The organism is Agrobacterium sp. ICMP 6402 (assembly GCF_009498615.1).
Taxonomy (GTDB): domain Bacteria; phylum Pseudomonadota; class Alphaproteobacteria; order Rhizobiales; family Rhizobiaceae; genus Agrobacterium; species Agrobacterium burrii.
In genome coordinates, this window is sequence record NZ_QSNV01000012.1 from 63,015 (window position 1) to 75,277 (window position 12,263).

Annotated in this window: 11 protein-coding genes; 5 read left to right on the forward strand and 6 right to left on the reverse strand. The window is 58.8% G+C overall.

Annotated features, from left to right (window positions below; all coding sequences use genetic code 11):
• Window positions 1-49 precede the first annotated feature (49 nt).
• The 3 genes from DXT96_RS23590 (at window position 50) to DXT96_RS23600 (ending at window position 3,102) form a co-directional block, all read left to right on the forward strand.
• A complete protein-coding gene (locus DXT96_RS23590) occupies window positions 50-1,324 on the forward strand; it encodes an extracellular solute-binding protein (RefSeq protein ID WP_153516716.1) in 1,275 nt (424 codons plus the stop codon).
• Between the two features lie 69 nt (window positions 1,325-1,393).
• Window positions 1,394-2,278, forward strand: coding sequence for a carbohydrate ABC transporter permease (locus DXT96_RS23595; protein ID WP_194287728.1), 885 nt, complete (start codon window positions 1,394-1,396; stop codon window positions 2,276-2,278).
• Complete coding sequence (locus DXT96_RS23600; protein WP_046800433.1) at window positions 2,275-3,102, forward strand: carbohydrate ABC transporter permease; 828 nt, start codon at window positions 2,275-2,277, stop codon at window positions 3,100-3,102. The genes DXT96_RS23595 and DXT96_RS23600 overlap by 4 nt, the downstream gene beginning before the upstream one ends.
• A gap of 18 nt (window positions 3,103-3,120) precedes the next feature.
• Here DXT96_RS23600 and DXT96_RS23605 read toward each other — a convergent pair whose 3' ends face one another.
• The 6 genes from DXT96_RS23605 to DXT96_RS23630 all read right to left on the reverse strand — a co-directional run bounded on the left by DXT96_RS23605 (window position 3,121) and on the right by DXT96_RS23630 (window position 8,978).
• Window positions 3,121-4,245, reverse strand: a complete 1,125-nt coding sequence (locus DXT96_RS23605) for a sn-glycerol-3-phosphate import ATP-binding protein UgpC (RefSeq protein ID WP_153516717.1) — start codon at window positions 4,243-4,245, stop codon at window positions 3,121-3,123.
• 40 nt (window positions 4,246-4,285) lie between these two features.
• Window positions 4,286-5,170 (reverse strand): ABC transporter permease subunit, encoded by an 885-nt coding sequence (locus DXT96_RS23610; RefSeq protein ID WP_153516718.1) that lies wholly within the window; start codon window positions 5,168-5,170, stop codon window positions 4,286-4,288.
• Between the two features lie 7 nt (window positions 5,171-5,177).
• Complete coding sequence (locus DXT96_RS23615; protein WP_149901428.1) at window positions 5,178-6,068, reverse strand: carbohydrate ABC transporter permease; 891 nt, start codon at window positions 6,066-6,068, stop codon at window positions 5,178-5,180.
• A gap of 87 nt (window positions 6,069-6,155) precedes the next feature.
• Window positions 6,156-7,499 carry an extracellular solute-binding protein gene (locus tag DXT96_RS23620; RefSeq protein ID WP_046800504.1) on the reverse strand — a complete coding sequence of 448 codons (1,344 nt, stop codon included), beginning with the start codon at window positions 7,497-7,499 and terminating at the stop codon, window positions 6,156-6,158.
• Window positions 7,500-7,757: 258 nt separating this feature from the next.
• Window positions 7,758-8,231 carry a VOC family protein gene (locus DXT96_RS23625; protein WP_149901427.1) on the reverse strand — a complete coding sequence of 158 codons (474 nt, stop codon included), beginning with the start codon at window positions 8,229-8,231 and terminating at the stop codon, window positions 7,758-7,760.
• Between the two features lie 156 nt (window positions 8,232-8,387).
• Window positions 8,388-8,978, reverse strand: a complete 591-nt coding sequence (locus DXT96_RS23630) for an isoprenylcysteine carboxylmethyltransferase family protein (protein WP_153516719.1) — start codon at window positions 8,976-8,978, stop codon at window positions 8,388-8,390.
• Window positions 8,979-9,277: 299 nt separating this feature from the next.
• Here DXT96_RS23630 and DXT96_RS23635 point away from each other — a divergent pair, with 299 nt between their 5' ends.
• Window positions 9,278-11,062 carry a methyl-accepting chemotaxis protein gene (locus DXT96_RS23635; RefSeq protein ID WP_371418983.1) on the forward strand — a complete coding sequence of 595 codons (1,785 nt, stop codon included), beginning with the start codon at window positions 9,278-9,280 and terminating at the stop codon, window positions 11,060-11,062.
• 217 nt (window positions 11,063-11,279) lie between these two features.
• A complete protein-coding gene (locus DXT96_RS23640) occupies window positions 11,280-12,188 on the forward strand; it encodes a lytic transglycosylase domain-containing protein (protein ID WP_371418989.1) in 909 nt (302 codons plus the stop codon).
• Window positions 12,189-12,263 lie beyond the last annotated feature (75 nt).

The following is a 12,263-nucleotide window of genomic DNA, read 5'->3' on the forward strand; positions in this document are numbered from 1 at the left end:
CAGCAAACCATCCCCTGACGGGGTGTTTCAAGAAACGGGAGGAATAACGATGCGATTGATCAAGACATTGCTTATCGGCACGGTTCTGGGTTTGACCGCCATGCCGGCGCTTGCGAAACAGGATATCATCTGGTGGGACTTTCTGGCCGGTGGTGACGGCGTGCGCATGAAGGCGCTGATCGAGGCCTTCAACAAGGAACATCCCGATATCCAGATCAAGGGCACGACGCTGGAATGGGGCGTTCCCTTTTACACCAAGGTGCGAACGGCCTCTGCCGTGGGCGCGGGACCGGATATCATGACCTACCACCTGTCGCGCGCGCCGCTTGGCCTTGAAGAAAAAGTGCTGAGCGAAATCACCGCGAAGGATCTTGAAGATGCCGGGTTGAAGACGGAAGATTTCTTCAGCGCACCGGTGGAGGCGGCCACCCAGGACGGCAAGCTTTACGCCGTGCCGTTCGATATTCACGCCCTCGTTCTTTATTACAATGCCGATCTTCTGAAGGGCTCTCCCTATCTCGATGCCGAAGGCAAGCTGACCGGCATCAAGACGATCGAGGATTTCGAAAAGGCGCTGGCCTGGGCGAAGGAAAATGGCGTGCAAACGCCGATCACCTATCAGTCGGGCGGTGAAGGCGGGGTCTGGCGGGTGTTTTACACGCTGCTGTCGCAGCAGGGTGGCGAACTCGTCACCGGCAAGGAGGTTCTGGCCGGCGACAATGCCGAAAAGGCCGCCAAAGCCATCGACACAATGTCCAGATGGCGGGAAAACGGCTGGGCGCCGGAACAGGCGGAATATGAGGCCTCGGTGGCGCTGTTTTCCGCCGGCAAATCCGCCTTCCAGCTGAATGGCGTCTGGGAAGTGCCGACTTACAAGGATCTGGAAAAGAACGGCAAGCTCGGTTTCAAATGGAGTGCGGTGGAAGTGCCGCCTTTGATGGGCAAACGCGCCACCTGGGCGGATTCCCACGCTTTCGCAATCCCCAATGAAGGCGACAACACGGTTTCCGGCGAAAAACGCGCCGCCGTCATGACGGTGATCGGCTGGATGGAAAAACACGCCATCAGCTGGGCCGATGCCGGACATATTCCGGCTTATAAATCGATCACCGAAAGCAGTGACTACAAGGCCATGCAGCCCAACGCCACCTATGCCACGCTGGCGGAGGCGGCGGTGTTTGACCCCAAGACCACGATTACCGGGGTTGCCTCGCCGGCCTATGACGCGGCGCTCAACGTCATCGCACCGGCCATTCAGGGTTTTGTTGGCAGCGCGGAAGCCGTCGAGCAGATCCAGTCCGAACTTCAGGGCAAACTCAAGTAATCCACGCCTGCCCTCCGGCCCCAATGGCTGGAGGGCATCGCGCAATGCGCAGAGGCCCGGAGGCATTTAATGGCAATGATTGAAAACCGGCGGAAGAAGTCGCTGATCGCGCTGTCGATGGTGACGCCATTTATCGTCGTCTTCGCCACCTTCTTCCTTTATCCGCTAATCGAGATGGTGCGCATCAGCTTTACCGATGCGCCGTTGATCGGCGAGGGAAACTGGGTCGGGTTTGAGAACTATGCGAAACTGCTGGGCGACCGCCTGTTTCTCACCTCGCTGAAGAACAACGGTTATTTCGTTCTCTTGACCGTGGTGCCGACCACCATCATCGCGCTGATGATTTCACTCGCCGTCAGCCGGCTGTCGGGCATCGGGCAGACAATCGCCATGAGCCTGTTTTTCCTGCCTTACGTATTGCCGGTTTCTGTGGTGACGGAGATCTGGGCCTGGATGCTCGATCTGCAATTCGGTGTTCTGCAGCCGGTCATTTCGCTGCTGGCGGGCAAGCCGGTCGCTGTCTTCAAGAACCCCTATTGGGTGATGCCGATGGTCGCTGTCGTCACCATCTGGTGGACAAACGGTTTTAACGTGCTGCTGTTCATAGCCGGCCTGCGCAATATTCCAACCGAGCTTTATGAAGCCGCGGCGCTGGATGGCGCCACCACCTGGCAGCGCTTCCGCCGCGTTACCTGGCCGCTCCTGTGGCCCGTGACAGCACTTGTCCTGACGCTGCAACTGATCCTGCAACTGAAGATATTCGACCAGATCTATCTTCTGAGCGGCGGCGGCCCGTTCAATTCCAGCTTTGTGCTTCTGCTCAAGGTCTACCGGGAGGCCTTCCAGATGAACAATGGCGGTTATGCCTCGGCGGTTGCGACCGTGCTTTTCCTGTTGATCGTCATTGTTTCCGTTCTTCAGTTCCAGCTGCTGCGCATCCGGAGGAACTCATGAGCCCGACCAGAAAACTCGAGAACATCGTTCTGACCCTGCTGACCTTTTCGGCAGCGCTGGTGTGGATTTTTCCGCTCTACTGGAGTTTCGTCACGTCGCTTCGTTCCGATGAGAATGTTGCCGGCAACACATCGCTGCTTCCGGACGAGTTCCAGCTGGGCGCCTATGTGAACGCGATCTTCAACACGCGGCTGCTGACCTGGTATGTCAATTCCATCGGCACCGCCGTCATCGTCACGGTGTCCGTCCTGTTCATTTCGATGCTGTGTGCCTATGCGCTGTCGCAGATCCGCTTTCCCGGCCGGCGGCTGCTTTATGGCATCGTGCTGGCAAGTTTCATGGTGCCGGCACAGACGCTTGTCGTCACGCAGTTCATCCTGATGAAGAACCTCAACCTCATCAACACCTGGGCGGGCATCATCCTGCCGCAGCTGATCACCCCCATCGTCATCATCGTCTACAAGCAGTTCTTCGACAGCGTGCCGAAGGAGATGCGCGAAGCGGTGGTGCTGGATGGCGGCGGCGAATACACGATCCTGTTCCGGGTCTATCTGCCGCTCAACTGGGGGATCACGACCGCCATGGCGATCGTGACCTTCATTTCCGTGTGGAACGCCTTCTTCTGGCCCTTCCTCGTCGTCACCTCTGAAAACATGATGACCATCCCCGTCGGTATCACGCAGGTCAACGACGCCTTCGGTGTTGCCTATGCGCGCCTGATGGCCGTTGCAATGCTGGCAGCGCTACCGGTCATCATCGCTTACGTTATCTTCCAGCGACGCGTGACGGAGGCCATCATGATTTCGTCAGGCGTGAAGGGATAAGCCGAAAGCCCTTGTCTTTTAGACCGCCAGCAATGTCTCCTTGCCGACATTGTTGGCTTCGTTTGCTCCTTCCGTTTCGATCCGCTTGCCGGTGGCGGGGTCGAAGAAGTGCAGGTGCGCAGGCGGCATGGTGAGGTGGATGCGCTGGCCGGGTTTGACCGAAAGGTCTTCGCCGATTGCGGCGGAGAAGGTTTCACCGGCGATCTCGGCATGCACGATGCGGCCGGAGCCGAGTTCTTCGACGAAATCGACGATCGCCGGTACGCCCGCGCCTTCTTCCGTGCTGACAAGGCACTGTTCCGGGCGGATGCCCACGGTCAGGTCGCGGCCGCGCAGTTCGAGACCGGTTTCAGGGAAGAGCCTGACGGCAGCGCCACCCAGCATCACGGCAGGCGATTCGACTTCGACCCTTGTCGTAAACAGGTTCATGGCCGGCGAGCCGATGAAGGATGCGACGAAGGTGGTGGCCGGGCGATGATAGATATCGAGCGGATGGCCGACCTGTTCGACATTGCCCTTGTTCATCACCACCAGCCGGTCGGCCAGCGTCATCGCCTCCACCTGGTCATGGGTGACGAAAACGGAGGTGGCGGACAGGCGCTGATGCAGCTTGCGGATTTCGGCGCGCATGGTGACACGCAGCTTGGCGTCGAGGTTGGAGAGCGGCTCATCGAACAGGAAGACCTGCGGTTCGCGGATGATCGCACGGGCCATGGCCACACGCTGGCGCTGGCCGCCGGAAAGGGCGGCCGGCTTGCGCTCCAGATAATCGGTAAGGCCGACGATCTTTGCGGTTTCCTCGATGCGGCGCAGGCGCTCGGCCTTGGCAACACCGGCGACCTTCAGTGCATAACCAATATTGCCGGCGACCGACATATGCGGGTAAAGCGCGTAATTCTGGAACACCATGGCGCAGCCGCGCTCACGCGGTTCCAGCTTGTTGACGACGCGCCCGCCAATGGCGATTTCGCCTGATGTGATCTCTTCCAGCCCGGCGATCATGCGCAGAAGCGTGGATTTTCCGCAGCCCGACGGGCCGAGAATGACGACGAATTCGCCGGATTCGAAAGAGAGATTCACGCCGTGCAGGGTCTGGGTCTTGCCATAGGATTTGCGGGCCTGGCGAATATCGATCTGAGCCATGATAGGAGAACCTTGTTGTTGAAAACCACGCGCCGTGCCGTCACTTGTCGGACGAGACGAGGCCGCGGACGAACCAGCGTTGCAGGAAGGCCACGACGAGAAGCGGCGGGGTGATGATGATAAGGGAACCGGCGAGCGTGACGTTCCAGTCCGGCGTGCCGTCTTCGGCCGGCAACAGCGCGCGTAGCGACATCATCACCGTCTTGTAGGAGGGATCGGTGACCATCAGCAGCGGCCAGAGATACTGGTTCCAGGCATAAACGAACATGATGGTTGTGAGCGCCAGCATGTTGGTGCGCGACAGCGGCAGCAGCATGTCGACAAAGAAGCGCACGGCGCCTGAACCGTCCATGCGGGCGGCTTCGGCCAGTTCGTCAGGGACCGTCATGAAGAATTGCCGGTAGAGGAAGGTGCCGGTGGCCGTGGCGACCAGCGGCAAGGTGAGGCCGGCATACGAGTTCAGCAGGTTCCACTCAACCGTCACCTCAATGCCGAACAGCCCCAGAATGGCGCGGAACGGCTGGAAAAGATCGGCGGCCACCGAATAGGTCGGCACGACGCGCACTTCCAGCGGCAACATCAGGGTGATGAACACCGTCCAGAAGAACAGATGTTTGAGCGGCGAGCGGAAGAACACGATGGCAAAGGCTGTGCAGGCCGAAAGGGCTACCTTGCCGATCGTGACCAGCGTTGCCATGATCATGCTGTTCAGGAGGGCGTTGCCGAGATTGGCGCGTTTCCAGGCTGCCTCGGCATTGGCGAAAAATTCGCCTTGCGGCATGAAGTTGAACGGTACGCTATTGACCTGCTGGATCGTCTGGCTGGCGCCGGAAATGACGACGATGAACGGGCCGATGAGCAGGAAAAAACCTACCACCATGATCGCGTAGGTCAGGGCGTCGGCATAGGGTGTGCGCTGGATCATCGCCGCCTCACTTGTAATGGACTTGCCGCTCGACGAAGCGGAACTGGACGAAGGTGAAAATCATGATGAGACCGATGAGGACAAGGCTCTGCGCCGAGGCGCCGGAATAGTTCAGCCCCTCGAAGGCTTCGCTGACGATGCGGTAAACCATCACCTCGGTGGCGCGGTTGGGGCCGCCTTCGGTGGTGGAGGCGACGATGCCGAACGTATCGGCCCCGACGAAGCCTTCGGTCATCATGATGACGGTCAGGAAGAACAAAGTGGGGGCAAGCAGCGGCACCTGAATGTCGATGGCGCGGCGAATGGGGCCGGAACCGTCCATGGCGGCGGCTTCCGTCAAGGAGCGCGGCACCGATTGCAGGCCGGCGAGCACGAAGATGAAGGTATAACCCGCCCATTTCCAGACAAAGATGGCGATGACGAGGATCAGCGCGTGCTCGCCGTATTTGGCCGGGTTCCAGATATCCGGCCACCAGGCGTTGAGGGAGGCGGCAAGGCCGCGTTCCGGCGACAGGATGAAGCGGAAGGCCATGCCTGCGGCGGGACCGGCGATGGCGAAGGGCAGGATATAAAGCACCCTGAAGAAACTGGAGCCGGGCAGCGCACGATCGACGCAAAGCGCCAGAACGAGGCCGATGAGAATGGTGAAGAATGGGCCGGCAATGGCGAAGACCATGCTGACGAGCACCGAATGCCAATAAAGCGGATCGAGAAAGGTCTCCTCGAAATTGGCGAGACCGACAAATTCCGCAGCGCCGCCGAAAGGTGGTTCGAGCGTGAAGGCCCAGTTGATGACCGCCGCCACGGGCCAATAAAAGAACAGGAAGATCAGCAGAAGCTGTGGCAGGGCGAATAGCACGGGCAACCACGTGCTTTTGAAGACGGCGCGCTTTTCCATAAAAAAACCGGCAATACTGGAGAGATGGGTGGACTTGCCCTAAAGCTTGAAATTCTAAGGGCAAGTCCTTCGAAAAGTTACGGAAACTTAGTTCAGCTTGGCGCCGGCATAAGTCTTTTCGAAGCGGCGCAGGCCGGCGTTCGAGCGCTCGACAGCCTTGTCGAGTTCAGCCTGAACATCGGCATTCTGCATGAAGATGGCTTCGAGCGAGGTGGCGACTTCCTTGCGGATCTGCGTGAAACCGCCAAGGCGGATACCACGGGTATATTCCGAAGGCGGCGTAAACGTCAGGCTTTCGATGGCCTTTTCACGGCCCTTATAGGGAGCCTTGTCGTAGAAACCATTGGCCTTCATGGCGTCGAAGCCGGTCTTGGTGACCGGGATGTAGCCCGTGACGGTCGACCACCACTGAACCATCTCCGGCTGGGCGATGAAGTTCAGGAACGCGGCTGCACCTTTGTATTCGGCATCCGGACGGCCGGCCATGACCCATAGCGACGCGCCGCCGACCAGCGAGTTATGACGTTCAGTGCCTTTCCAGACCGGCAGCATGGCAACGTCCCACTTCACGCCTTCCGGCATGGTCTTGGCGACGGTGCCGTGATTGGCGATCGAGGTCATGAACATCTGGCAGGTCTGCGAGGTGAAGGCGGGCAGAATGTCCATGCCGAGCTGCTTGGTCTTGACGACGAAGAGCTTCTCGTCCTGCATCTTCTTGAAGAACTTGACGTGATCGACGAACTTCGTCTTGTTGATCGTCAGTTCGGCGTCGAGGCCCTGGTAACCGTTGCCCTTGGTGGCGATCGGCTGGTTATGGATGGCCGAGAACTGCTCCATCAGCATCCAGGTGTCGAAGTTGAAGGCCAGCGGGCATTCAAAGCCGGCGGCCTTGAGCTTCGTAGCGGCTTCCTGAACCTGTTCCCAGGTATCCGGCTTGAAGGTGATGCCAGCTTTTTCGAAAGCGTCGATGTTGTAATAGAACATCGCGGTCGAGGAGTTATAGGGGAACGAGTTCAGCTCGCCCGCAGCGGTGGCATAATAGTTGGCGATGCCGGGGAAATAATTGTCCCAGTCGATCTTGTAGCCGTTGTCGGCCATCAGTTTCTTGGCGGGAACGAAAGCCTTGGACAGCATCATGTCCAGCGTGCCGGCATCGTAGATCTGGGTGATGGCGGGCTGCTTCTTGGCGCGATAGGCGGCAATGGTGTTCTGCAGCGTGGCGTCGTAATCGTTCTGCGAGGTGCAGACGATTTCGAATTCAGCCTGCGAATCGTTGAACTTCTTGCAGGTTTCCTGAACGCGATCGCCAAGATCGCCGGAAAGGCCGTACCAGAATTCGAACTTGGTCTTTTCTGCGTGGGCAGCCGTGGCGCCGAAGGCGGCAGCAATGGCGACGCCGGCCACGAAAGAGGTCAGAGCGGAAGATTTCATGAGTTGAGCCCCGTTGATGGATGATGGCATGATCGGCAAGAACATCATGTTCCCAGCACGAAGCCACGGGCTCTGCTAACAGCCGTCTTTGACGGATCGCTTACACTTTGTTGAACGTTTTATGATGACTTGCCGCGCAGGACGATCTGCGCGGCGGGGAAAGGCGATTAATTCCGAGAAATCGGATTTTCCCTTATTTTTCGGGTGTTTCCGGGTTCCCGTTAATTTCGCTACTTACTGCTGAATAGTGCGGGAGCGTCAACCGCGGCGTGCGGCTTCGATGGCGGCGACGTCGATTTTCTTCATGTCCATCATCGCCTCGAAGGCACGTTTGGCCTCCGCGCCGCCGGCGGCCATGGCGTCCATCAGCACGCGCGGGGTGATCTGCCAGGAGACGCCCCACTTGTCCTTGCACCAGCCGCAGGCGCTTTCCTCGCCGCCATTGCCGACGATGGCGTTCCAGTAGCGATCGGTTTCTTCCTGATCTTCGGTCGATATCTGGAACGAGAAAGCCTCGCTTTGTTTGAAGGCCGATCCACCGTTAAGCCCGATGCAGGAAACGCCGGCCACGGTGAACTGCACCGTCAGCACATCGCCCTTCTTGCCGGAGGGGTAATCGCTCGGCGCATGGTGAACGGCGGTGACCGCACTGTCGGGAAAGGTCTCGGCGTAAAATCTGGCGGCGGCCTCGGCGTCCTTGTCGTACCAGATACAGATCGTGTTCTTTTTCATCTGCTTGCTCCTCCAGGTTGGAACTCGTCATCTTGCCTGAACAGGCAAGGAAATTCGCCGGCCCATGGCCGGCCCCCCATTCGGCATAAAATGCCTGCGACGGATGAATGTTCCGAAAAAGCTGAAGGCCGCGCCACGGTTCCGGTTTGACTATCGTCAAAGCCAGCGCCGCACCCGGCGCCGATAGGCGTCATATGCCGGACCAAGCTCTTTCGTCAGCACACGTTCTTCAATAGTCACCTGCAGCGACACGGCGATGACAAGAGCGATGGCGACAACAAGCTGTAGAGGCGATGGAAACACCAGCACCAGCCCGGCAAACAGCACGATCTGACCGACAAAGACCGGATTTCTGGAACGGCCGAAAGGACCGGTATCCACGATCGTGCCAAGATGGCCCTCGGCCGCGCCGATGCGCCATGACCTGCCCATATGGTTCTGCGCATAAAGCGCGATGAGGCCGCCGGCCAGCACCATTACCATGCCGCCAATCCGGATTGCGGCACCAAGATCGCTGCGGTTCAGAAGCCAGACCGGATTTTGCGGCTCCAGCCACAGGGTGATGAGCGGCAGCAGAGCGCCGAGGAGAAAAGCGAGGCGGAAGAGCATGGCGGGAACAGCCTGTCGCTCACGGCCCTTTGCGAAAAGCCAGATCGGTTCTCCCATCTGCTTCGCCAATCGCGCCGTCAAAAATAGAAATCCGGCAATATAGGCCCATACGGCGAGCGCGGTTGCAACGTCAATCATGGTTTCTCCCGAAAACAGTGGCAAGCCGCAACGTATCAGCGAAGGACAGCCTTATCCGATTCGTCTGATGCGCAGAGTATAAACAGCAATAATACGTCCTTGTTACAACGGTCTCATGGCCTTGGTGTGAGTGGATGCGGCTAAGGAAAGAAACGGTGGTGGGTTTAAATTCGGCATGAATTTTGTAGTCTGCGTGATGGAACATAAACCTTATTCTTAAATATTATTTAATATTGTAACAGTAATATTATTGAATGATTTTAATAGAGAATCATTTGTCTGCCATCGGAGGATCGCGCGTGAGTTTTCTTGATCGTGGTGCCAATGCTTTCGCGGTTCTTGCCGCGCTTTCTAAATCTCAGGCCATCATAGAATTTGACCTTTCCGGGAAAATTCTTACCGCCAACGAAAATTTCTGTCGTGCGCTCGGTTATGAGCTTGCGGAAATCGTCGGCAGGCATCACAGCATGTTCGTCGAGCCCGCGCTTGTGTCTTCGCAGGACTACAAGATCTTCTGGGCAAAGCTTTCCGCCGGTCAGTTCGACCAGCAGCAATATAAGCGCCTCGGCAAGGGCGGCCGGGAAGTCTGGATCGAGGCCTCCTATAATCCGGTGTTTCGCCGCGGCAAGCCGGTGAAGGTGATCAAGATCGCCACCGACATCACCGGGCGCAAGCTGAAGGCGGCGGAAGATGCGGGCAAGATCGACGCCCTGTCGCGGGCGCAGGCCATCATCGAATTTTCACCTGATGGCGATGTCCTGACGGCCAACGAGAATTTTCTGGCGGCGCTGGGTTATTCGCTGGCGGAAGTGCAGGGCAGGCATCATTCGATGTTCTGCGAACCGGCCTATACGCAGTCGACGCAGTATAAGCAGTTCTGGGAAAGGCTCGGCGGCGGTGATCTCGTGGCGGATGAATTCATGCGGCTCGGCAAGGGGGGCCGCAAGGTCTTCATTCAGGCCTCCTATAATCCGATCTTCGATCTGAACGGCAAGGTGTTCAAGGTCGTCAAATTTGCGACCGACGTGACCGGTCGTGTCGAAAATGTCGAAAAGCTCGCGCAGTGTCTCACAGACCTGGCTGATGGCGATCTGTCGCAGAGCATCGACAAGCCATTCATCCCCTCGCTTGAGAGATTGCGGACGGATTTCAACGCAGCCTCGGAAAAGCTGAAGAGAGCGATGACGCTGGTATCTGAAAATGCCGGCGCGATTTCCTCGGGCTCCAACGAGATACGCTCCGCCGCCGATGATCTTGCCAAACGCACGGAACAGCAGGCCGCCTCTATCGAGGAGACTGCCGCGGCGCTGGAGGAGATCACCACCGCCGTCAACGATTCCAGCCGCCGGGCCGAAGAGGCCGGCACGATCGTCGCCCGGGCCCGCGACCATGCCGAACATTCGGGCCAGGTGGTGCGCGATGCGATCGGCGCCATGGATCAGATAGAAAAATCATCGCGCGAGATTTCCAACATTATCGGCGTGATCGACGAGATCGCCTTCCAGACCAATCTGCTTGCGCTGAATGCCGGCGTGGAAGCGGCGCGTGCAGGTGAAGCGGGCAAGGGTTTTGCAGTCGTCGCGCAGGAAGTGCGCGAGCTGGCGCAGCGCTCGGCAACGGCTGCGAAGGAAATCAAGAGCCTGATCAACGCGTCCGGCTCGCAGGTGGAAAACGGCGTCGGTCTGGTTACCAAAGCGGGATCGGCGCTGCAGGAAATCGCGGCGCAGGTTCGTGATATCAACAGCAATGTCGTGGCGATTGTCGAAGCCGCCCGTGAACAGTCCACCGCACTTGCCGAAATCAATCAGGCGGTCAATACCGTCGATCAGGGCACACAGCAGAACGCTGCGATGGTGGAGGAGCAGACTGCCGCCAGCCACAGCCTTGCGCGGGAAGCAACGGCCTTGTTCGAGCTTCTGGGGCAATTCAGGTTCGATGAGGCTCCGCGTTCGGCATCTTCCTCACGAAGCAGCCCGGAGATGCGGCCGGCGCCGGCTCAATCGCGCCGTCCGGTATCCCGGTCCGTTGCGGCGCGTGGTTCTGTTGCGATTGCCCTCAATCACGATGAATGGCAGGAGTTCTAGACGGCTTCTCGCCAGAGCGGGTAAATGACAAGTCCAGCCGGTCCGGCAATCGGGCCGGCTGGATGTTTTACGCCGAGCCTTTTGATAGCGCGGATGCACATCGGCAGCGCGAAACCGAAACGACCATTGAACAGGACCGAAGGTCGGGGCATATTTTCGCGATTGCCGATAATCGGTGCTTTGCGTCTGAAAGTGTGGGGTCGTTTGCTTGGCAGGGATATGGACAGGCCGTGTCGTTCTCGTCTTCTGCCTGCTGGTGACAGCCGGCGGTGCCGCCCGGGCTGAAGAGCCGGCAGCGGGGAAAAACGCCTGTGCCTATAGCCATGCCGTTGCGCCGGAACTGTGCATTCGGGTGGGCAGCTACAATAGCGATCTGTGTCATGCCATCGAGGTTTTGGCCGGACGTTACGCCGTGCCGCCGGATTATTTCGCCCGGCTCATCTGGCGCGAAAGCCTGTTCCGCGCCGATGCGGTCAGCCCGAAAGGGGCCGAGGGTATTGCGCAGTTCATGCCCGGAACGGCAAGGCTGCGTGGTCTCGAGGACAGTTTCAACATCATTGCCGCGCTTGAGGCGTCGTCGCGTTATCTCTCCGAGCTGAATGGTCAATTCGGCAATTTCGGTCTTGCCGCCGCGGCCTATAATGCCGGTGAGGCGGGGTTGCGGACATTCATCGCCACCGGCCGCCTGCCGATGGAAACCCGCGATTACGTGTTTGCCATCACCGGATATCCTGTCGAGAACTGGAAAGACAACCCGCCGGAAAAGGCCGCCCCGGCGCTGGATGAGGCCCGTTCCTTCCTCGATGCCTGCCTGCGTCTGGCCGACACCCGTACCATGAACGATCCCGTTCTCATCTCCTCGGCCGACTGGGCGCCCTGGGGTGTGCAGCTTGCGGCGCATTACAATCCGGCTGTGGCGAACCGGCTGTTTACCCGCGCGATTGGCGGATTGTCGGAACCCCTCAATGCGGAACGTGCCCTCATCATCAGGCAAAGAGGCGGGAATTTCGGCTCGCGCCCGCGTTATGCCGCCCGCATCGGCCGTGAGACCCGCGCCGAAGCCAACAGGCTCTGCGGAGAGATCCGGCAGGCCGGCGTCCCCTGCACCGTGTTCCGCAACAGATAGAGGCGCTTGACGCCCGTCGATCATAACAAGTTGATCGGGATTTCGGTCCGCCCTCCTTTCAGCATAAAATCATTG